The organism is Arthrobacter sp. DNA4 (genome assembly GCF_024362385.1).
GTDB lineage: Bacteria > Actinomycetota > Actinomycetes > Actinomycetales > Micrococcaceae > Arthrobacter.
The window spans coordinates 3,538,141-3,560,511 of sequence record NZ_CP101466.1; the positions used below are offsets into that span (position 1 = coordinate 3,538,141).

Sequence of the window (22,371 nt, forward strand, 5' to 3'; positions counted from 1 at the left end):
GGGTGATCATCCGGGGCGCGGGGTGGGTAAGGTCTGATCATGATCCAGGCCGCGGCCGTGTCCGCACTGACGTCCTACCATTGGCTGGGGATTCCCATCGCCGCCGCCGGGGCCGTCCTGCTTGCACTGGGTACCCTGTTCCAGCACCGCGCCGTGGGAGACCAGCCGGCGGCATCCGGGCGTGCGGCGGGCAGCATGGGCGGCGGACGCCTCCAGGCACTGGTCCGGAAACCGGCATGGCTGGCGGGGACGGCGATGCTGGGCGCCGCGATCCTGCTCCAGCTCACCAGCCTCCGGTTCTCGCCCCTGATCGTGGTGCAGCCCATCGGTGCCGTGGCACTGGTGGTCACCACGCTCGCCACAGCCCGGATGAACCGCCGGCGGCCCGGGCGCCGGGCGCTCACCGCCGTCGCCCTCTGCGTTGGCGGGGTGGGGATCTTCGTTGCCGTGGCGGCGCTGTCCGCAGAAGACGTGGAGATCAGCGACCGGCACCTGCTGACCATCCTGATCGTCCTCGCCGTGGTCCTGGTGTGCGTCGCCGTGGCCTATCTCCTGTGGCGGCACAGCTCGCACGCCGTGGTCTTCACCGCCGGCGCCGGGATCCTGTTCGGGTTCGTCGCGGCGCTGGCCAAGACCGTGATCGCCCGGCTGTTCCAGGGCGACTTCGAATGGCTGTCCCTGACCTGCCTGGCGGGGCTGGTGATTGCCGGCCTGGCCGGCAGCTTCCTGGTCCAGAACGCCCACACCCGGGGATCGCCCGAGCTCGTGGTCGCCGGGCTGACCGTCATCGACCCGCTCGTCGCCGTCGCGATTGGCATCACCATCCTGGGTGAAGCGGACGCAGCACCGCCGCTGGCCATTGTCCTGTTCCTCCTGTCGGGAGCCATCGCCGTCGCCGGAGTCCTGCTGCTGGCCACCGTCAAGAAACCGGCCGCGGTGGAGTCCGGGCACACTCCAGGCTGATTCCGGCGGCGCTGGCAAGAAGAGGCCGGAGCCAAGGACCTATCCGTGGCCGCGGACGTACTCTTCAGGGCTGACGTCCTGGGGTTCAATCCCCGCGGCATGTTGTGACTCGAAAATACTGAAGGCGAGGCCAAGGCGGTGCCGCAGCTCCAAGGATGCGTGCTGCCGAAAATCGGTTAACCCCTCACGTTCTTCCTCTGCCATGTGGTCGCCGTTGGCTTCATTGGCCTTCGCCACCGCCGCCCACCACTCCGGTGTACCCGTCGGGTGCTTGGAAACGTCAGCGATGGCGTCCCGGATTTCGTTGTGGTCGTGGATGGCATCGGTGGTTTCGTCCTCGGCGGAGTCTTTTCCACCTGCTCCCTTCCCCAGCTCCAGCAGCTCCGGGTAAAAAAGTTCCTCTTCCGCCTTGGCATGGACTTCCAGCAGGATGCGCATGCGCTTCCACACCGCGTCCAGGCTGGATGTTTCGCTGGCATGCATTTCATCGAGCAGGGCGAACAGGCGCCGCTGCTCGTGGTGGTCATTCAAAATCACTTCAACGATGTCCATGGGGGTCCTCTCGGCGGGCTGGTAGCTATGCACTAATCCTTACCCTCACCAGTCCTTCTTCCACCAGCGCACCCTGCAAGTGATGGATTCCCAGCGCATTCCCAGCCAGCAACCACGGATGCGGGCCGCCCGGTGGGTACGTCTTCGCTAAGACGCTGACAAGAACCACGCAGGGAGGACGAGACATGGACGCACTGCCGCTGGCGGTACTGCTCCTGATTTTCGCCGGTGCCGCGGCGGTGATCTGGGTGGCCGGCATCCAGCTGTCGAAACAGACGGACGTCCTTGATGACCGGCTCCACCTTGGTTCGGCCCTGGGCGGGCTGATCCTGCTGGCCATCGCCACCAACCTGCCGGAGATCGCCATCACCGTCAGCGCTGCCCTGTCCAACAACATCGGCGTGGCGGTGGGAAACATCCTGGGCGGCATCGCCATCCAGACTGTGGTGCTGGTGATCCTGGACGTTTTTGGAACCAAAGGCACCGATCCGCTCAGCTACAAGGCGGCGTCCCTGACCCTGGTCATCGAAGCCGTCACGGTCATCGCGGTGCTGGGCGTGGTGATCGCCGGCAGCCAGATGCCGGGCTCGCTGGTGGCGTTGCACCTGACCCCTGCCGCGGTGCTGATCGCCGTGATCTGGATCCTTGGGCTTGTCCTGGTCCAGCGCTCCCAAAAGGGGCTGCCCTGGCACCAGCAGGGCGACGCCCCGGGCGGGCAGGACGAGCCCAAGGGCCACTCCAAGAAGAAGGCCGCAGATAAGAACCGGCACATCGGCACGGCTAAGTCAGCCCTGATCTTCGCCGTGGCGGCCCTGGCAACCTTGGGGGCCGGCGTCGTCCTTGAGCGCAGCGGTGACGCGATCGCCGGGCATATCGGCCTGTCCGGCGTCCTGTTCGGCGCCACTTTCCTGGCCCTGGCCACCTCCCTTCCCGAGATCTCCACCGGCCTGGCGTCCGTGAAGCAGGGCGACTACAAGCTGGCCTTCAGCGACATTTTCGGCGGCAACGCGTTCCTTCCGGTCCTGTTCCTGGTGGCGGTCCTGATCACCGGCAAACCGGTCCTGCCCCAGGCCCAGGCGACGGACATCTACCTCACCGCCGTGGCGATCCTGCTGACCCTGGCCTACCTGCTGGGCCTGCTGTTCCGTCCGAAGAAGAAGCATCTGGGCATGGGCATGGACTCACTGGTGGTCCTGGTCCTGTACCTCGTGGGCGTTGCCGGACTGTTCGCCGTGGCCACCATGTCCTGACCGCCCCAAAGGGACCCGTCAGGACGTTTGCGACGCCGCCGCGAACGGATCGAGGTCGGCGAGCGTGAGCGGGTGGGCAGGTTGGTCCGGGAACGGGAAGGTGCAGGTCACCGCCAGGTCCGCACCAACGTGCACCAGCTCCCCCGGCGCCAGGGGGCGCCAGCCGGGATTGTGGTCCATGGGTTCGGTGGCGAAGAGGACGGAACGGGCAGCGGAGAGTTCGGTGCTTCGCGAGTGGATCCGGTGGCTCCGCGCATCCAGCGGTGCCGCCGGGGCCGGCTCGGCTGACGGGTCGCGTTCCAGGATGAACAGCGGGTGGGTTGCCGGGTAGCGGAGCGCCCAGAGGTCGGTGGCGGTGGTGACGATCAGGTTCAGGGCAAGGACGGGAAGCTCGACGGCGATCCAGCCCACCGCGCGTGCGATTCCTTCCGTCACGTCCCCGCCAGCGCGCCGGGTCTCAGCGGTGATCAGGGCGAAGAGCCGTTCGCTGTCGGTCTGGCCCTGCACCAGTTCCGCCACCCCCAGGCCGGTCAGCCGCGCGTCGAGCCGGTCCAGCCCGTGGAAGGCGCCGTTGTGGGCGAACAGCCGCCCGTCCTGCTCGAACGGGTGCGTGTTCACCAGGGTGTGTGCGCCGGTGCTGGCGTACCGGACGTGGGCCAGGAAGGTGGTGCCCACCAGCTGCCGTGCCTCCCGGGCAAAGGCGTGGTCCTCCCATGCGGCGAGCGGCCGTTTGCTGACCCGCGCGCCGCCGTCGGCCTCAAACGTGCCGATCCCCGCGCCGTCGGGCTCCCTCCTGCTCTGCTCGGACAGGCTGTCCGGGGCGTCCAGGAGCCAGAAGGTGGCGCGGACGGGCCGGGACCCCGCGTGGAGCCCGAACAACCGGCACATGGATGCTCCTCACAAGCTAGTGGTGGAATGCTTCCTTTTGCTGCTCGGTGGGCATGGGCGCCGTCAGCGCATCCAGGTAGGCCACTTCCTTCTGGAGGTCGGCCAGGAAGCTGGCGGCAAGGTCGCGGGTGAAGCCGTTGCGGACCACGATCCGCTGCACCGTGATGCCAGCGAGGCCGTCCGGCAGCGGGTAGGCCGGGACCAGCCAGCCGTTCATGCGCAGGCGCTCGGAGAGGTGGTGCAGGTTCCAGTTCTTGGTGTGGCCGTCGGTGAGCTGCCAGGCGAAGACGGGGATGTCGGACCCGTCGCTCCAGAGGGTGAAGGCGTCCATGGCGCCGATCTCGTGGGACAGGTACCGGGCCACGTCGCGGCAGCTGGCCTGCACGGACCGGTAGCCGGCAAAGCCCAGCCGGAGGAACAGGTAGTACTGCAGCAGCACCTGGGCGCCGGGCCGGGAAAAGTTCAGGGCGAAGGTCGGCATGTCGCCGCCCAGGTAGCTGGCGTGGAACACCAGGTCCCCGGGCAGTGCGTCAGCGTCCCGCCACACGATCCAGCCCAGGCCCGGGTACACCAGCCCGTACTTGTGGCCGGAGGTGTTGATGGAGGCAACCCTGGGGAGCCGGAAGTCCCACACCAGTTCCGGCTGCAGGAACGGCGCCACCATGGCCCCGGACGCGCCGTCCACATGGATGGGGATGTCCAGGCCGGTGCTGGCCTGGATGGCGTCCAGCGCGGCGGAGATCCGTTCCACGGGTTCGTAGGCGCCGGTGTAGGTGACGCCCATGATGGCCACCACGCCGATGGTGTTTTCGTCGACGTACCGTTCCAGGTCGTGGCCGTCCAGCGTGGGGTGGTCGGCGGACACGGGCACGTAGCGGGCTTCCACCTCGAAGTAGTTGCAGAACTTCTCCCAGCACACCTGCACGGCGGAGCTGAGGACGATGTTGGGCGAGTCGGTGGGCTGCTTGGCGGCACGACGGCGGTGTTGCCACCGGCGTTTGAGCGCCAGGCCACCGAGCATGCACGCCTCGGAGGACCCCACCGTTGAGGTGCCGACGGCGGCGGCCGGGTCCGGGGCGTTCCACAGGTCCGCGAGCATGCGCCAGCAGCGGGTCTCGATCAGTGCGGTCTGCGGGTATTCGTCCTTGTCGATCATGTTTTTGTCGAACGTTTCGGCATAGAGCTGGGAGGCTTCCCGCTCCATCCAGGTGCCCACGAACGTGGCCAGGTTCAGGCGGGAGTTGCCGTCCAGCATCACCTCGTCGTGGACCACCTGGTACGCGGTGCCCGGCAGGGACTCCCCGTCCGGAATGGTGAAGCGGGGGAAGATGGTGGACTCCCCCGGTAAGCTGAAAAGGGGGTTTAGCTCAACGCTCGCCTCGGGCTCATGCCCTGCGCTCCGGTGTGACCTGGTCATGTCTGCTTCCTTCGCCCGCAGTCGTGGCAGGCTTGCGCTCGCCGTTGCAGATCCGCTGTTCCCAGCACTCCGTATTATTCATGCACGCGGGGAGAACGGCAGCAGGCACGGCGGTGACATGAATCCTGAATCCGCCGTTCGCGGCTTTATGACTTTTGCTTGTTCTTACAACCGAAATGGGCTTGATAGCATCACTAGGCTCCAGTATCACAATTTTTCCGCGAAAGTAGACCCATGCCGCGACTCCCGCAGTCCACGTCGGCCGTGCTGAACACAGCCCGGCCGAGGCTTCTCCTCCTCGACTGCCTGCGTCTCACGGCGGCCATGGGGGTGGTGCTCTACCACTACACAGCTTTCGCCGGCTCGGAATTCTGGGGTGTTCCTGCCAAGGAGGTGTTTCCGCGCCTGTCGGGAATCACTGCTTACGGGGCGCTGGGGGTCCAGCTTTTCTTCATCATCAGTGGATTCGTGATCCTCATGTCTGCTTACGGGCGGTCTGTAGGCCAATTTGCCGCTTCCCGCATCTCCAGGCTCTTCCCGGCCTATTGGACTGCCGTAATCCTGGCGGCAGTCCTGCTTCTCGTCATCAGCCCCGGGAACCTGAATACGGTGTCGTGGGCTGATGCCGCACTCAACCTCACCATGCTGCAGCAGGCCGTCAATGTCCCGTCCTTGGACGGGGTTTATTGGACCCTCTGGGTCGAGTTGCTGTTCTACGTGACCATTGCTCTCTTTCTCTGGCGCGGAATGACGGAGCGGAAACTGCTCGCATTCATTTTTCTCTGGCCACTCCTTGGGATGCTCTCCATCCAAGCGGACGCCGAAATGGTTCAGGCACTCCTCATCCCCGTTTATTCACCGCTTTTTGCCGTTGGCATGGGTATCTACCTGATCCATGCTTATGGACATAACCTGGTTCGTTGGCTGGCCGTCGCCGTCAACGTCCTGCTCTCCTGCCACCAGACATCGGTGGGTTTCCTCCCCGCCATGTCTCACAGCACAGGCCAGGACCTTTCGCTTGGGGTGATGTGGCTGGCGATCCTGGCCTTCGTCGCTGTTGTGGCCCTGATCACCACCACCCCGCTGCGCCACCGCGGTTGGAAATGGATGAGCGTGGCCGGAGCGTTGACGTACCCCTTGTACCTGGTCCACGAGATGTGGGGCTGGTGGATCATCAGGACCGTGCATCACGCCCTCGGCCCTTGGCCTTCCGTTGCCCTCGCCGCGGCCTTCGCCGTCACGCTGGCGTGGCTGATCCACAGACTGATCGAGCGGCGCTTCGCATCACCGTTCAAGAAGGCCCTCAGCCGGGGACTCTCACCGGCACCTGTTCATCCCGATCGATCCCTGAGCGACGCAAACGCAACGCCGGTCATGAGCTCTTCCTTAAGCTGAAGGCCATGAACCACTGCGCTGCGTTTCCCCTTGGCGATTGATGCCAGCTCCACGGAAGACACCGGCGACTGACCGGGCCGGCGGAAAGTAAAACGTGCCGCCGCCTCAACTTGGGGGGTTATGAGGCAGCGGCACTGCATCCAAGGTACTCCCGGACACACCCGATCAGCCGGGATCCGGCCGTCACGGCCGAAACCTTGACGAATTTTTTACGCCGCGGTTCCACGTCCGGCACTCTCACCATTAGCGCGCCGTGGAATGAACGGAAGCATGCACAGCGCCCGCACAGGGCCGGCTTAAACCGGTGACAGGCAGGTCCCCGATGCTTGGTGTATTCCCTCCAGCGGGAGGGCCAACATCTAAGGAGCCCCATGAAAAACAGCATGAAGTCAACGCTGGCCGGCCTGGCCCTCGCGGCAGCGATCGGCGGCGCCCTGGCAACCACGGCCTTGCCGGCGACTGCCGCCAGCACCGACTCCAGCCAGGCGGGCTCGAGCCAGTCCACCACGCAGGCCCAGCCGCGCGACGAGTCGAAGGGCGGCCACCAGGCCAACGGGATCACCGAAACGCTGCTGACCGGTGACACGGCAACGAAGGTTACCGACGCCGCGCTGGCCGCCAACCCCGGCGCCACCATCCAGCGGGTGGAAAACGATGCCGAAGGTGCCGTTTACGAGGCGCACATCATCACGGCGGACGGCACGCGCGCCACCGTCTACCTGGACGCTTCCTTCACCGTGACCTCCACGGAAACGGGCGGTCCTGGCGGTGGAATGAAGGGCTGACTAAACGCGTGCGGAACGCCGGATGATGATAATCCGGACGGCAACTCCCGCGATAACCATGAAGACTCCCAGGGCCATAAGGGTCCAGACAGGGACGGAATCGGCATCGATGTTCTTGTAGCAGACGGCCGCCGCCCCGATGCCGGCCTTCTGCAGGCCGATCAGTTCCGCCGCGTGGCTCTCCCGCAGCAGCGGGCTGCCGCAGAGGGGGCCCGATGGCTGGAGTCCGATGACGAAACCGAGGATGTACACGTCCAATCCGGCAGCAACAATCCACATCCACATCCGCCGCCGCCACAGCCCTTGGGTGCCTGCGCTGAAGGGCTTCGCGGGGGAATCGTGCATTGCCATAGTTCGAGCATAATCTGCCCTCCAGACTGGCGGGTAAGGACCGGGTGAAAGTCAGAGCCTGCATTCAGCTTTTCCCCAGCCTGCGCTCTTACAGTGAACCCGTGCTGGTCCATGCAATCGGGCCTGGGCGCACGCGCAAATTGTGGAAGGACACACCGTGGTGAAGCCATCAATCCCGTCAATGAAGACCCGCATCGGAGTCGGAGCGGCAGCTCTCGTGGCTGCCGGCGCCATGGCCGCGGCGGGCGTGGGTGCCGCGTCCGCATCACCCAACACAACGGCGCCGGTCTCGGCCGCATCCACGTCCTCTGCTGCCACCGGCGGGGCAAAGGCGGAAAAGGGCGCCGGCGGACTGCAGGCCTTCCTGAGCCTGAACGCGGACAGCCCGCAGGCTGCCGGGGACCGTGCGGCCAAGGCAGCCGCAGCCCTGGTCAACCACCCGCAGCTGTTCGCCAAGCTGCCCGCCGCCCTGCAGGCGGACGTGACCACGCTGAAGGATGCCGCTCCGGCGGACCGGGTGAAGGACGCCTACAAGATCAAGACCACGGCCCTCTCCGGCGGGTACGGCGCCGAGATCCAGAAGCGTGCCGAGGCGCTCGAGAAGACCGCCACCGGCCTGGCCGTCCTGCGCCAGGAGCTGCGGACCGCGTTCAGCTCGGACAACCCGGGTGCCGGGCTGCGGCAGGTGGCCGACCAGCTCATCAACCACCCGAAGCTGTTCGCCAAGCTCCCCGCGAATCTTCAGGCTGACCTGACCGCACTTAAGAATGCCGCCCCGGCCGACCTGGATTCCCAGGCGAACAAGATCAAGGACACCGCGCTGAACGGCGGCTACGGTGCCAAGGTGCAGAAGATGGCAGAAGCACTGCAGAAGAAGGCTGCGACGCCCAACACGTAGGGAGGCGGCGCAAGGAAAGTACGACGGCGGGTCCCCGGCTGAGGCCGGGGACCACCACAAGTCGTCGCATCACTGCGGGGCAGCGGGAACCGTCCAGTCGTAGTCGCACGGACGGAGATCACGGTCGTCGGGTTCAAGCCCGACCACCCTGAAAGTTCCTGCCTCTGATTCCACCACGCCGTCTATCAGGCGCATGCCGGACCACACGCCGATCCGGCACTGCCCGGGGTGCCGACGGGCATGGTCCACCTCATTGCGGGTCAGGATGACTGAACGGCCTGCACTTTGGGTGCCCTGCGCGGATTCGCCCTCCCAAGCGGCAGTGAACGCGCAAAACCAAACTGGATATAGTTTCTGCTCGTAATTGAGGAGGTTTCAGGATTCGAGAGTGGAATTCCCAGGGGCAGGGCAAAGCGTTGTTTTTGGCCGTGCCTGCCATAGCTCTCCAACTTCTCCGGTTTTGCGCAAGTCGGTTGCGAGAAAATAAGCGGCCCTTATAGTTGAGCACCCCACGTGCCGCTGGCATCCGGCTTGCGACGAGCAAGTAGGCGGCCGCTGAGATCCCGGAGCTCCAGACTTAGTGCCTAGTCCGGGGCGTCGTTGACCGCCAGTCCGTCAATGTCTCGATAGCGGGGAACGTTGAGCCCTTGGGGAAAGTGCTCCCGCCGATATTGCCAGCTCTCCAAACAGGCTCGAGAACAAAATACGGGAGGGGGGGTACGCCTGAGCGCTACTCCGCAAAATCGGCACTGGGGGCCAAGCCCCACCATTCGAATCAGGGTCCGCAACATTCATGCAGGCTATTTGCCCCCTCGGAAACTTTGATCCGTAGGAAGTACTTGTCTTTGCTGACCCCTAGTACTTGCCACCAGCATGAAGGGGCCGAGGCATCAGCCCCCGTTGTCCCACCCGCCGCGATCGGTCAGCGCGTCCAACGCTACCGGTACCCGTCCACAATTGCTGCGGCGATTTCCTTGTACGCACGCCGCGTGTCGGGCTTTAACACGTCGAGGGTCACCAGATCGCCGTCGGCAACGCCACGGTCATGTGGTACTGCGATGAGTTCACGGCAGATTCCCGCCAAGTGCTCCTCGATGGCGTCCTTATCTACTCGAGAGGACACCTCGTCCTTGTCTGTGATCACCACAATCGCGTTGCGGGCTAGGTCCTCATACCCGTGGCTTGCCAGCCAGTGCAGGGTACTGCGCGCCCGTTTTGCGCCCGACACCGCGTAGCCGGCGGCTATCACCAAGTTGTCGGCCGACTGCAGGATCCCTCTCATTGCGTTGTGGGTCACGCCTGTGCCGCAGTCTGTCAGCGCCACCGAGTAATAGCTGGAAATGAGTTTGCGGATCCGCAGGTACTCCTCCGCCGTCAGGGAGTCCGAGACCTCCGGGTCCTGCTCCCCTGCTATGAGGTGCAACCGGCCGGCGTGATGCATGTACCGAGCCAATGCCGTCAGGGAATCGATGGACTCAATATTCTCCAGCAGGTCCGTAATAGTCCGCGGGCTGGCCTGCTGGTAGATGCCCTCGCCCAGGGCACGCTCCACCAGGTCTCCGGAATCAGGATTAGCGTCAATGGCGCAAGGAGCATCACCCCGGTATTCGGCAAGGGTCAAGCCCACGCCCACTGTGGTGGAGGTCTTGCCGATCCCGCCCTTGAGGCTGAGTATCGCGGTGTTGTAGCTGCCTTGGAGTTGGCGCGAGATCCGGCGGCCCAACTCATCCTCCTGACGCTGTTTGGGGCCCGGCCCAAGGTTCCAGGCGCCACCGGTCAGGTTGTAAAGGGCGCCACGTATGCCGCCTTTGGGGCGCGGCTTCTGCTCCTTGACGAACAGGCCGGGCGAGCTGATGAAGTCCGGCATGGGGCTATCAGCGATCGCGTCCGCCGCAGTTGGCCGGCTGCGGCGGAAGGCAGGTGCGTCGGACAGCGGCGAAGCGGCTTCTGTAGCAATCTCACCCGAGCGGTCAGTGGGAACCGCCGCGGGCACGGATGCAATAGGGGCGGGTGCAGCGACTGGAGGACTAGCAGCCCCGTGTGCGGACGGCGGGGGCGATGGTGAACGGGACGGCCTAACAGCGTCAGCTGCGGCAGCCGCTTCCGCCCAAGAGGAGCGACGCGTCGCCAGCTTCCCGGCTTCGTTCGAACTGGACATATCGGGGGTAATGTCTGGCATGGTTCCTGTCCAAGCATCCGTAGCTGAGCTGTCAGCACGACGAACGTCGCGGCGTCGGCGCAGCTGCGGCTGCCTTGCATCCTCTGCTTGGGCGCCTGCATTTTGATCCGCCGGATGTGGCATGTCTGTTCCCCCCGGACGTTTCGGCAAACGGTTCTGCGGCACTGGTTCAATAAGCAAGTCTACGGGTTCAGCACTAACCTGGCCGCGTCTTTGCACGTCAGTGGTGGATGAGTGCCGCAGAAACCACGCCTGCTGTGAGTATCAGGAGAAGTGCAAGGATGGAGTAGCCTACCCACTTGGGGCGACCTTTGTGGGGGTTGATATCGACGTACGGCATAGTCAGCGTTTGGTACCTCTGGGTGTGGGGCGCACGGGGATACGAAGTGCGCGGCGTTTGAGCCTCAGGATCTGGTAGAGAACGACAAAGGGGACGAGCCAGGTAGCCAACAGTGCGCATAGCGCTAGGGCGTAGTCAGAAAAGGCCACAATAATCTCCATCGGTCATAAGCTTGCTTACTGCTCATGACCTAAGCACGAGCCAAACAATTTGACAAGTCATGTCAAGTATTTGCCGCGTAGTGAAGATCTGCGGTACCGGAATTTTCATCCCTCCGGGACTTACTCGTGTCCAAGAGGGCGTATAGCGAACGCCTGCACTTAGAGCGCTTCCTGTGGGTTCCATTTGGTCTCCTGAAGCCGCTTGATGAACCACCGCGATTGCTCAGGGCCGTAGGGCAAGACAGGTATTGCCTTTGTAGCGTCGTTGGGGGTATCGCGGATGGACTGGAGGGCCTGGCGGACGGCTGTCGTCATTGTGGTGGCCATGGTCTTGACGAACTGATCGCTGCACGGCGTTCCGTGACCGGGGATAAGGAACTCGTAGCGGTGGCGCAGCGCGGAAATGTGCCTGAGAACGTCAGCCCATTCCTCAGGGTAGGCGTCTTCGAAGGAGGGGTGCGCGCCCTGCTCCACGAGGTCGCCGACGTATAGAGTGGTTGGAGTGCCAACCAGAAGGTCACCGTCGGTGTGGCCGCGGCCGAGATAAAACAGTGTTGCTGTCAAGTTGCCAAGGTCAACCAAGACAGGCTGGTCCCTCACGATGGCGTTCGGCACCACGAGTTCAACGTTCTCCCCTTCACCGGCGGACATCTCCGGTTCAAGTGTTCCCACATGCCGCCGCTGGAGGTCCCCGCGCTGATCAATAGCTATGGCGCATTTTTGGTGGGCCCAAAATTCAGTGACGCCCGCGTCGGCAAAAACAGCGTTGCCGAAAAAGTGGTCGTAGTGCGCGTGGGTGTTGGCAACCACGAGCGGCAGGTCAGTCTTTGTTCTAACCGCATCAAGGATCTCGCGTCCTTGACGGGGACCACATCCGGTGTCAATGATCATGGCGCGCTCAGAGCCGACGATAAGACCCGTGTTAAGAAGGGATCCCTCAGTGACCAGCACATAGTTGTCTGTGCCGACTTCGAGCCATTCCAACATTGTTTCTCCGTATCTTTCCGACGAGCAGATTGTTCGTAATGGCCCCGATTCTACTCACGAAGCCGCTGCTTCCGGGATCGGAGGTTCTTGAGCGGATGACGCGGAGAGGCCTAAACGGACTCCTGAGTCGCGCCGAAGCAGTTGCCGTGCCGCGATAGCCACAGTCGGCGATTGGTTGTCCTGCGGTGTGCCGGTTATTCGACGGTGACGCTCTTGGCGAGGTTGCGGGGCTGGTCCACGTCGTAGCCCTTGGCTGCGGCGAGTTCCGCGGCGAAGATCTGCAGCGGAACGGTGGTCAGCAGGGGCATCAGCAGGGTGGGGGTCTCGGGGACGTAGAAGACGAACTCGGCGTAGGCCTTCACGGCTTCGTCGCCTTCCTCGGCGATGACCAGGGTGCGGGCGCCGCGGGCACGGACTTCCTGGATGTTGGAGACCACCTTGGCGTGCAGCGAGTCACGCCCGCGCGGGGACGGGACCACCACGAACACGGGCTGGCCTTCATCGATCAGGGCGATGGGGCCGTGCTTGAGCTCACCGGCGGCGAAGCCTTCGGCGTGGATGTACGCGATTTCCTTGAGCTTCAAAGCGCCCTCGAGGGCCACCGGGTAGCCCACGTGCCGGCCCAGGAACAGCACGGACTTCTCGTTGGCCATGGACCGGGCCAGCTCGCGCAGCGGGCCGGCGTTGTCCAGGATGGTCTGGATCTTCGCGGGGATCTTGTTCAGGTCCGCCAGGACGTCCTTGATCTGGCCCGAGAAGATGTTCCCGCGCAGCTGCGCCAGGTACAGGCCCAGCAGGTACGCGGCGGTGATCTGGGCCAGGAACGCCTTGGTCGAGGCCACCGCGATCTCCGGACCGGCGTGCGTGTAAAGCACGGCATCGGATTCACGCGGGATGGTGGAGCCGTTGGTGTTACAGATCGAGATGGTCTTCGCGCCCTGCTCCCGGGCGTACCGGACAGCCATCAGGGTGTCCATGGTCTCCCCGGACTGGGAGATGGAGACCACCAGGGTCTTCTCGTCGAGGATCGGGTCCCGGTAACGGAACTCGTGCGCGAGCTCCACCTCGGTGGGGATCCGGCACCAGTTCTCGATCGCGTACTTCGCCACCATGCCCGCATACGCGGCGGTACCGCAGGCCAGCACGATGATCTTGTTGACCTGCTTCAAAAGCTCCGGGTCGATCCGCAGCTCATCCAGGGTCAGCTTGCCGTCCAGGTCCGACCGGCCCAGCAGGGTCTGGGCGACGGCGTCGGGCTGGTCATGGATTTCCTTCTCCATGAACGAGGAGAACCCACCCTTTTCGGCCGAAGCCGGGTCCCAGTCCACGTGGTATTCCTTGCCCTGGGCCGGGTTGCCAAAGAAATCGGTGATCGTGACGGTGTCGGCGGTGATCGTGACGATCTGGTCCTGGCCCAGCTCCACCGCGCGGCGGGTGTAATCGATGAACCCGGACACGTCCGAACCCAGGAAGTTCTCCCCCTCGCCCAGGCCCACCACCAGCGGTGAGTTACGGCGGGCGGCCACGACGACGTCGGGCTGGTCCGCGTGCACGGCCAGCAGCGTGAAAGCACCTTCAAGGCGCTGGCACGCCAGCTCCATGGCCCGGGTCAGGCCACCGTTGGCCGGGTCCCCGCCCAGCTGGTTGCGCAGGATGTCGGCCAGCAGCGCGGCAGCGACCTCCGTGTCCGTCTCGGACAGGAACGTCACGCCCTTCTCCAGCAGCTCGAGCTTGAGCTCGGCGAAGTTTTCAATGATGCCGTTGTGGATCACGGCGAGCTTGCCGCCATCAGCCAGGTGCGGGTGCGCGTTGCGGTCCGTCGGGCCGCCGTGCGTCGCCCACCGCGTGTGGCCAATACCTGTCAGGGTCTCCGGCAACGGCCGGGCCTCCAGCTCACCAATCAGGTTGCTCAGCTTCCCGGACTTCTTCCGCGACTCGATAACCCCCTGGGACACCACAGCCACACCGGCAGAGTCATAACCGCGGTACTCCAGGCGCCGCAGCCCCTCCAGGACAACATCCAACGCACTGTGACCATTAATTGCACCGTCAACCGAACGGCCTACGTAACCCACGATTCCACACATAAAGGCCCCCAATCGGTTCTGTGCGTTCACATTTCTGCTCAGAATGGACTGGCAAGCTTGAGAGCGAACGTCTAACTTTGTAGTTTGGCTTCCTGGCAAGACTCACGGAATGCCTCTATACGAAGGGTGTTCGCCTGACACGTCGGGCAAAGACCTACAAATTGGTGGGGACAGTCCAAAGGAATGTCGCCTTCCCCCCAGGGCAGCAAAACTCTCACAGGGCCATTTATACCACCCAGACGAGGGAGGCAGTGTTCCGAAGCGTGTCACAGTTCCAGAAGTTGCATGCTTGGGCAACAAACCGCACCCTTGCCGCATTCGAGGGGCGTATTCGAGTGACTAAAATCTGGCAGCGACACCCTTTGACCACCTTAGATGACAGCGTCCTTGGCACCTCAGTTGGAAGGGCTTTACTGGCGGCGGAGCGAACTGATCAACGCTGTTTTATTATGTTGGGACGAGCAGTATCCAGACACTTGGAACCACTTGTGAAGTTGGGAGGCGCCCAGGGCCGGTACCATATACAGCCCCGTCCGGCGAACTAGATTCCACGAAAAGGGTATACCCCTCTAAGCTGAAGTCCATGAAGGTATTGGTCACCGGCGGCGCCGGATATATCGGGTCCCACACCACGCTTTGTCTATTGGAAGAAGGACACGAGGTAGTTGTCTTCGATAATCTTGTGAATTCCAGTCTCGAATCTATGCGGCGTGTGCAGGATCTAGCAGGCAGGACCGTCGAATTTGTTGAAGGGGATTTGCTGGATGCCTCTGCAGTTGCATCAGTCTTTTCGGGTGCCTCCTTTGACGCGGTAATTCATTTTGCCGGGCTGAAAGCAGTGGGAGAATCTGTAGCAGACCCTCTAAGGTACTACCGAACGAATGTCGTCGGCACACTCAACCTTTTGGACGGTATGAACGCCGCGGGCGTGAGGCGGCTGGTTTTCAGCTCATCGGCAACCGTATACGGAGCTTCAGAAGATGTACCTTTGCCTGAAAGTTTGCCGCTAAACGCCACCAATCCGTATGGGCGAACGAAAGAGCAAATTGAAGATATTCTGACAGACATTAGTTCTGCCGATGAGCGCTGGAGTATAGGTTTACTCAGGTACTTTAACCCTGCAGGAGCTCACTCGTCCGGCCGCATAGGCGAAGATCCGCGAGGAATACCCAATAACCTCGTGCCATTCGTGGCCCAAGTTGCCGTAGGCCGCCACAAAGCCGTGATGGTGTTCGGCAATGACTACCCCACTCCTGACGGAACCGGAATCAGAGATTACATCCACGTCATGGACTTGGCAGAAGGACACCTCGCCGCTCTTCACTTCCTCAAGGATCGAACAGGTGCGTTTCAGTGGAATCTGGGAACTGGGCAAGGGTCTTCTGTGTTGGAAGTCATTGAAGCTTTCAGCACCGTAGTAAGCAAAAAAATCCCATACGAGTTTGCACCCCGCAGAAAAGGGGACGCTGCCCTTAGCTACGCTGATGCTTCTTCCGCCCGAAATCAACTACGGTGGACCGCAAAGCGGGATCTCGCTCGCATGTGCGCGGACCATTGGAATTGGCAGCGATCTAATCCGCGCGGATATGATTCTTCCCTATAACTGCGATCGGTATAGTTTGAAACGTTCCCCACCCAAGACTTTCCCCATAAGCGGCTATGGTCGAGCATGGAAAGAGTCGCTCAAGCAATATTTGATATCTGAAGTACCGATCGGTAAACCGCATCAATCGTAAGCAACCATTTTTCCTCACTATATTTTGAATCGTAGATTGAACGGCAATGTGAGCGAAGAGTTGGGAACAAATCGCCTGCAACCCTCACCAGGTCTTCCATATCTTCGCTCCCCCCCACGAGCCCGGTTCCCTCGGCCCTAACCAAGGTCGAAACAACGTTCGGCGCCCAAGTCAGAATGGGGGTTCCTGCAGACAATGCCTCTGGATAAATAAGAGGAAATCCCTCGAAACACCTAGACGGAAATACAACGCCGGTTGCATCTCTCATCAGGGCCATGAGACGTGTCCTATCTACAGGGCCCAAAATACTCACGTTTTCGTTGGCCAACGCTCTAACTTGCGGTTCAAGCTCGCCGGACCCTACCAGTACAAGTTTTGACTCAGCGGGCCAGCGGCGCAACAGCTCGAGAATCCCCTTCTCCTCTGAAAGGCGGCCGGCGTAAAGCCAAAAACGACCTTCCCCGGCTCCTACTCCGCTATCTAGGCTTTTCGGAAGAAAATTGGGTATCGTGTGCATCTTGCCCCATGGCAAACCTGATTGAGCATACATAGCGCGCATCTGATCGGATAGCACAATAACCGCGTCCGAGTGGCGTAACCCCGCATCTGCTCCAAATCGCTGACCAATCGCCACTGGAACAGTCTGGGCACGGCCTCTGTAGCAGCCATGCATTAGAGCAGGAACGCTGGATCCCCCGTCCGAACAATCAGTACAGACTCGCCCATCCCTGTAGAACGTCCCGGCGGCACATAACGGTCGATAATTGTGGATTGACGTCACAACTGGCACCGGCGAGGACTGAATCCAAGACTTCCCGTAGTTAGGAAAGAGATTGTGGATATGAATGAGGTCGGGTTCAAACTCGCGCATATCTGGCTTCGGTCCGCGTCCCGTGGCTACCGTGAGAGCGGCCTCGAGGGGGTAGAGTCTGCTTAGTTCGCGTTCATCTGTGCGCTGGCCAAATACCTCGACTATGTAACCAGCACGGCGCATGGCCTCCGCCTGCTGCATGACAGCTGAGTTCTCTCCGCTTGGGTTCCGGGATGAGTAAAAGCTGTGCACCAGGGCAATTCGAAGTGGCGGGCGCATGGGGCGTTCATGTTCGGGATTATTCATACTGTAAGTCTATCCGCGCCCATGGAACCGCGTGTTTCTGCCCTGGACTAGAAGTCCCAAATGATGATCCGCAGGCCATAAGTGGTCGAATAGCGGAAAGCGTATGACAGGTCTACCAAACCATGAGTATTGATACAAAGATAGCGGTCATGGTCGCCTGTCAACGACCGAAGTCGAGCCCGGATTTATTCAGGTTACAGCATCGAGACAACAGCGCCTCCGGACGCATCTTCTAAGCCCGGGGCAATCGAATACACTACTGGCAGCCACGGCCCTTCAGGTTTTATTTATGTAGACATAGATACAAAAGGGACGTGCGGTCTATGGTCGATAGGTATAAGCCACGCGACTCATCGAACTCTTTTGGATAGCGATAGGGCTCTCTTTTGCGCATCCACCCGCGTCTAACTCGAATCGCGTTGAGGAATCCCTTCCTTTTGGCTCGATTAGAGTCACCACCGAACTAGCAACAAATCTCTTTCAAAAATTTGGTCTAATTAAAGCATGTGTCAAACTGAGGGCACACTCAATTAGTGGCAATGGCCGATACAGATGCTTTCTCAACGCAGACCAATTTCGTGTTCCATGCCATACATCTGGGCTAGAACGGATTGGGTAGACGAGCTCCTTTGCCAGCCGTGGGCAGCACCGGCAGAGTCTGACCTCCATCACTTCTTCCGTGCAGAAGCCTGAGTACGCAATAAGGGGTCGTAGATGTTCGGGAGTCGGACCACAGGCGTGGGTGGCTTGGCCGTTGCCTGCACGTGAGGCTGGTTACTCGCCGCAGCCACAAGAACTGTAACCACTACCAGTAGCGCACCGTTGAGGGACGCTGTAGATATGTTGAGCGGTGTTTCGACGGCGAACCGAGCGATAAACACAGCCAACACAGCCAACAAACCCGCCCGGGTGGGGTTTTTCACCTGCATTGCCGAGCGCGTCAGCACAACCAGAAATACCATAAGCACCACGAGCCCGAGAGCACCGCGCTCCACTAGCGTTTGAACGAACTGATTGTGTGCGTTTGAGGAACTAATCAGGTCGCCCAACCCGAGTACTTTGGACCGGTATTCGAGGTCGAAAGAACGTGGGCCCGTCCCAAAGACTGGGCTATGTCGGACGGCTTCAAGGGCATTAGTCCAAATGGTGGTACGCCCATTCAGCGTTGAGATGTCGCCTCCAGCGCTCCAATGCGAAATAGCGTCAAATACGTTCTCAAGGAGCGTCGATGCGGCCAGAAGCAAAAGCATAATGACTGGCACGGCAATGGTGACCCACCGCACCCCCGTTCGGAAACCCAGGTAGACGAGCACCCCAACAAGGGCGCTTAGCCACGCACCGCGCGACTGTGTAGCAAGCAAAGCGATAATCGCTGCCAACAAGTGCCATACCTTAGGACGTTTCAGAGCTTCGACGCGGATGAGTTCGACGATCACGGCAAGAGCAGCGACGGTCCCCATGCCGTTAGGATGTGTAGTGACGCCGGCGAGCTGCGATAGGCCGAACCAGGTCCGGCCCTGTCCGTCCCAAAAAGCAAGGTGGGGGGCGGCGACTGCAAGGAATAAACTCAGCCAGACGTATACGCGCAACGTTACCCTGGTCAGACGCAAGGCATGCGAGAGCGAAACGCTCGTGGCAGTCAGGATACTCGTCACAGCTAAAGCCGCGTAGAACAGGTCAATGCTCACTCGTTGGTCATTGACCAACGACGATACCCATCCTGCCCCTGCATACGCCACCATTCCTAATGCCGGGGCGGGAAAGATTAAGCCTCTATCTATCTGCGTCAGGACAAGTAGCGCGGCACAGGCCAAAAATATATAACCAACGCCATGGATGATCAGGGACACGGCAGGGCCTTGCGGCGCCTCGCTGAACTCGCTGAACCCGTCGCCTGTACCGCTGCGCGGCGACAGCAGAGTAACAGCAATGGGCGACAGCGTGGCAACCAGGAACAGACCCGAGGCAACCCATTTACGCCGCTGGTGCGGCTTGACCGCTCCGAACCTCAGCCCATAGAAACCCACCACGAGAATGGCGAGCACGCCGCCCGCTGCAATCAAGATTCCAGTCATTCCCAGCCTTCCCCAGATCACATAATCCTACCCGCTGACAAAAGCCAGCATGTTTGCCAGCCCCTCGCTGCTGGAGGCTGGCATGTAGGTGCCCCCCGTAGATCTCTTACTGCGGTGCAGCCAGACTCGAGTAATCCACACTCCAGATAAGTAGTCCCTTCGCAGTAAACCGGGTAACTTACACGGTGGTTGTTCGATTTCTGGCGCCATAGCTTCTGCATATGGGAAAAGACATCGGCGATTGTGAAGAACCCGGCGCTGGCCATGATTACAGCGTCAAGCGGCGAGGACTTCTACGATTTGGGACGCTCGTGACCGCCCTTTCTGGCGCTTCCGTGATATCGGTCGTGGCTGCCAACAGCGCTCAAGCCACAAGTGATCCGGCCGCTACCAGCTCCTATATTCCAGCGTCCGAAAAGGGCGCGCCCTTGGGCGTTGCGACGCTGGACGAAAACGCTAAGATCCCGATCGCACAACTTCCTGATCTCACAGCAACTGTGGCAACCGCGGGTATCAACAGAACAGGCGTTGAACTGCGTATTACGGATCTGAATAGGTTCAGGCTAGGCCCTACCACTCCGACCACATGGACGACCCCTGATGGGACGGGAGTTGCCGTGCATCCTTCCGTTCGGTTTTTTCCCAATGGTTTTAACGGTTACCAGTGGTGGGCAGCGTCCACCCCGTATTTCAACTCCAACAACCAAGTGGAAAACCCGTGCATATATGTCTCTGAGGACGGGACTAACTGGGTTACCCCGCCAGGCGTGGCTAACCCCCTGGTACAGACACCACCCAATGGGTATAACTCGGACACTCATCTGATCCAGTCCCCAGACGGGAAGCTTTTGCTTTTCTACCGCGACTACTCATCTACCGGGACGGCAGCGGAAAAAATTGCCTTGATGGAATCCGTAGACGGCATTACATGGACCACGCCAAAGGAAGTTATGGGCTATCCTGACAGCGTTAAGCGCATTATGTCTCCGGCTGTCTGGTGGGACGGTTCCAATAAAAACTGGGTGATGGTGGGAGTAGAAATTCTCAACCAACCTCGTATTATCCAGCGTTTCACGGCATCCAGTCCATACGGCCCATGGACCTACGACCGGGACGTGACATTCGACCTTGCGTGGGGTTCCGGTAGGTCACCATGGCATATTGACGCCATGATGATTGGCACACAGGTGCTAATGGTTATCCAGGATGCAACGCTGAACAGCGGGGGCGGCGACGTGTACCTCGCCTTGTCGGAGGACGGTGGTAAAACTTTCAAGCGTGCGACCAACGCGATAGCAACCCAGAACCGCTACCGCTCATGCGTCCTGCCCAAACTTACTGAAGCCGGACTAGCGCTGGATCTTTGGCTCGGCACTGTTGGAGGGACCTGGACAATCAATCGCGGAACAGCCACGGTGGTTCCTACCGTCGCCGCCGCGACGCAGTCTGTTACAACCCAGTCCCTAGCTGGCGTTGGACCCACAACATTCCCACCACAGCCTGTGGTGACGCCACTAACAACTTTCCAAAACGGAAACGGTTGGGGCGTTGCGTCGACGGCAGGCGGGACCAACTTCGCAGCTGATACTGCGGACTTCCTGATTGGCACGCAGTCAGTTAGAGCCGTAACCAGTGGTAGCGGAGGCACGGTTGAAGTAATATCACCCACCTTGCCGCAACTGAACCTAACCGGCAAGGGCCTCGCCTTCCAATTAAAAGTCGATAACCCGGACAGGCTTGCTAATATCATCCTCTACTGGGGACAAAACAATTACGCATCCTTCAACACGTCGATTCAAGCGCAATCACAGGGCGATGGCGTGTCTGCAGTCCTATTACCCAACGACTGGACTTGGTTCTATGTGCCGTCAAATGACATATCTAACGCAACTGGGACAGTGAATCTGTCTGCAATTACCAACGTAAAAATCAGGGTCACGGATAAGAACTCAGGACCACTTACTGTCAACGTCCAGCAGATCGGTACGTACACGCCGAAGAACGCATACCCCTCCGGCGTCATCTCCGTAACCTGCGATGACTCTTTACTCAGCCAGTACACCTATCTGCCCCAAATTCTTGGGAAATACGGTGCAGCAGCCACGATGCTACTCATCACTGATCAAATGCCAGGTTCGCCGGTCTTCGGTTCCAACCCGGCAACCTATGTGCAGGGTTTCAGCGTTGACCAAGCCCACGAACTAGAAGACAAGCAAGGGTACGAGATGGGCGGCCACGCCTATCTCACTGCCAATCACAACCGAGGGATGGCAAACCTCACTGCCCAAGAGTTGGCCGATGAACTGGGCGGCCTAAAATCCTGGCTGCGAACTGAAGGTTTTAAGGGCGCGGATTACTTCGCCTGGCCCATTGGATCTAACAACGTCGCTGCAACAAAGATATGTCGGAAGTTCTTCTCCTGGGCACGTCATACCGGCGGGTTCTATGCTCCAGCCCAGTTCCCAACACAGCCTATGCGGCATCAGGCGGTAACGGTGACTTCCGATATTCCTGTGGCTACGTTTCAGGGCTACATCGACTTCGCTAAGGCCCACGGCCGCCACTTGACACTCATGGTGCACCAAATCGTGGTTTCCGGTGCTTCCGGCCCAACTAATGTCAACAAGGCAGACCTAGCGGCAATTCTGGATTATGCGAACTCAGTGGGTATGCCCATACGAACAATCGGGCAGGTCATGCGCGGCGAGTGACACTGGATGTCGGCCCTTGGTCCGGTTCTGCAGTTCGGAGGCTTAGTCATGAACCTACTCGAAAGCGAATCCAGCCCTGTCCCCCCGTAGCGAATTCAGCCCCGTCCTACCGTCGCATTGAACCAGGAAGAATCTACATGTGCGAGATCCACGGGAATAAAACATCAAATCAACAATCAGCAGGCGCGCCTTGCCTCTTGTCAACCACCACTGCGCCAGATACCTGATAACGGTGAGAACGCGCTTGCTCCGGCTGCAAACTGAACCCTCAACAACTGTGACAGGCTATGTCTTGACGGCAGAAATGCCGGCAAGATGAAGGGCGGCTGGCGGTAAACGAACCACACGAACTGTTGTCGCCCGATTGGGCAAGATATAGCTCGCATTTCACCAGATTGCGCCGTGGGCAGCCTGATCCCTCACTCCTGAATTGATAGCGGAACGTCTCATCTGGCTCATCTTGCTTCTTGAAGCTTCTC

The 22,371-nt window shown here is 60.8% G+C and carries 16 protein-coding genes; 7 read left to right on the top strand and 9 right to left on the bottom strand.

The genetic code is table 11. The features are described from left to right. Positions 1–39 precede the first annotated feature (39 nt). Positions 40–963 carry a DMT family transporter gene (locus tag NMQ03_RS16355; protein ID WP_255173051.1) on the top strand — a complete coding sequence of 308 codons (924 nt, stop codon included), beginning with the start codon at positions 40–42 and terminating at the stop codon, positions 961–963. 39 nt (positions 964–1,002) lie between these two features. Here NMQ03_RS16355 and NMQ03_RS16360 read toward each other — a convergent pair whose 3' ends face one another. After that, the gene (locus NMQ03_RS16360; protein ID WP_255173052.1) at positions 1,003–1,515 is read right to left on the bottom strand and encodes a hemerythrin domain-containing protein; all 513 of its coding nucleotides are present in this window, start codon (positions 1,513–1,515) and stop codon (positions 1,003–1,005) included. Positions 1,516–1,700: 185 nt separating this feature from the next. Between NMQ03_RS16360 and NMQ03_RS16365 the strand changes: the two genes are divergently transcribed. Next, complete coding sequence (locus NMQ03_RS16365) at positions 1,701–2,765, top strand: sodium:calcium antiporter (RefSeq protein WP_255173053.1); 1,065 nt, start codon at positions 1,701–1,703, stop codon at positions 2,763–2,765. An 18-nt stretch (positions 2,766–2,783) separates the two neighbouring features. On the opposite strand, the gene NMQ03_RS16370 is transcribed toward NMQ03_RS16365, so the two are convergent. Continuing rightward, entirely contained in the window at positions 2,784–3,653 is an 870-nt protein-coding gene (locus NMQ03_RS16370) for a class II glutamine amidotransferase (protein WP_255173054.1), read from the bottom strand. Positions 3,654–3,669: 16 nt separating this feature from the next. Continuing rightward, a complete protein-coding gene (locus NMQ03_RS16375; RefSeq protein WP_255173055.1) occupies positions 3,670–5,070 on the bottom strand; it encodes a glutamate decarboxylase in 1,401 nt (466 codons plus the stop codon). Positions 5,071–5,304: 234 nt separating this feature from the next. Here NMQ03_RS16375 and NMQ03_RS16380 point away from each other — a divergent pair, with 234 nt between their 5' ends. After that, on the top strand, positions 5,305–6,465 hold the full coding sequence (locus tag NMQ03_RS16380) for an acyltransferase (RefSeq protein WP_255173056.1): 1,161 nt from the start codon (positions 5,305–5,307) through the stop codon (positions 6,463–6,465). Between the two features lie 371 nt (positions 6,466–6,836). Then, positions 6,837–7,250: a PepSY domain-containing protein gene (locus NMQ03_RS16385; protein ID WP_255173057.1), complete on the top strand. Its 414-nt coding sequence runs from the start codon at positions 6,837–6,839 to the stop codon at positions 7,248–7,250. On the opposite strand, the gene NMQ03_RS16390 is transcribed toward NMQ03_RS16385, so the two are convergent. Then, a complete protein-coding gene (locus NMQ03_RS16390) occupies positions 7,251–7,601 on the bottom strand; it encodes a hypothetical protein (RefSeq protein WP_255173058.1) in 351 nt (116 codons plus the stop codon). It lies immediately after the preceding gene. A gap of 157 nt (positions 7,602–7,758) precedes the next feature. On the opposite strand from NMQ03_RS16390, the gene NMQ03_RS16395 reads away from it, so the two are divergent. Then, positions 7,759–8,499 carry a hypothetical protein gene (locus tag NMQ03_RS16395; protein WP_255173059.1) on the top strand — a complete coding sequence of 247 codons (741 nt, stop codon included), beginning with the start codon at positions 7,759–7,761 and terminating at the stop codon, positions 8,497–8,499. 937 nt (positions 8,500–9,436) lie between these two features. Here the strand turns inward: NMQ03_RS16395 and NMQ03_RS16400 are convergent. From NMQ03_RS16400 to glmS, 3 genes are all read right to left on the bottom strand, one after another. Next, positions 9,437–10,492: a MinD/ParA family protein gene (locus tag NMQ03_RS16400; protein ID WP_255173060.1), complete on the bottom strand. Its 1,056-nt coding sequence runs from the start codon at positions 10,490–10,492 to the stop codon at positions 9,437–9,439. Between the two features lie 846 nt (positions 10,493–11,338). Continuing rightward, entirely contained in the window at positions 11,339–12,166 is an 828-nt protein-coding gene (locus NMQ03_RS16405) for an MBL fold metallo-hydrolase (RefSeq protein WP_255173061.1), read from the bottom strand. 194 nt (positions 12,167–12,360) lie between these two features. Further along, positions 12,361–14,253 (bottom strand): glutamine--fructose-6-phosphate transaminase (isomerizing), encoded by a 1,893-nt coding sequence (glmS, locus tag NMQ03_RS16410; RefSeq protein ID WP_255173062.1) that lies wholly within the window; start codon positions 14,251–14,253, stop codon positions 12,361–12,363. A gap of 583 nt (positions 14,254–14,836) precedes the next feature. Here glmS and galE point away from each other — a divergent pair. Further along, on the top strand, positions 14,837–15,856 hold the full coding sequence (gene galE, locus NMQ03_RS16415) for a UDP-glucose 4-epimerase GalE (protein WP_255173063.1): 1,020 nt from the start codon (positions 14,837–14,839) through the stop codon (positions 15,854–15,856). Positions 15,857–15,936: 80 nt separating this feature from the next. On the opposite strand, the gene NMQ03_RS16420 is transcribed toward galE, so the two are convergent. Together NMQ03_RS16420 and NMQ03_RS16425 are read right to left on the bottom strand one after the other, a co-directional pair. Then, positions 15,937–17,106, bottom strand: a complete 1,170-nt coding sequence (locus tag NMQ03_RS16420; RefSeq protein WP_369693189.1) for a glycosyltransferase family 4 protein — start codon at positions 17,104–17,106, stop codon at positions 15,937–15,939. A gap of 668 nt (positions 17,107–17,774) precedes the next feature. After that, entirely contained in the window at positions 17,775–19,181 is a 1,407-nt protein-coding gene (locus NMQ03_RS16425) for an O-antigen ligase (protein WP_255173064.1), read from the bottom strand. 221 nt (positions 19,182–19,402) lie between these two features. Here NMQ03_RS16425 and NMQ03_RS16430 point away from each other — a divergent pair, with 221 nt between their 5' ends. Next, complete coding sequence (locus tag NMQ03_RS16430; protein ID WP_255173065.1) at positions 19,403–21,892, top strand: polysaccharide deacetylase family protein; 2,490 nt, start codon at positions 19,403–19,405, stop codon at positions 21,890–21,892. Positions 21,893–22,371 lie beyond the last annotated feature (479 nt).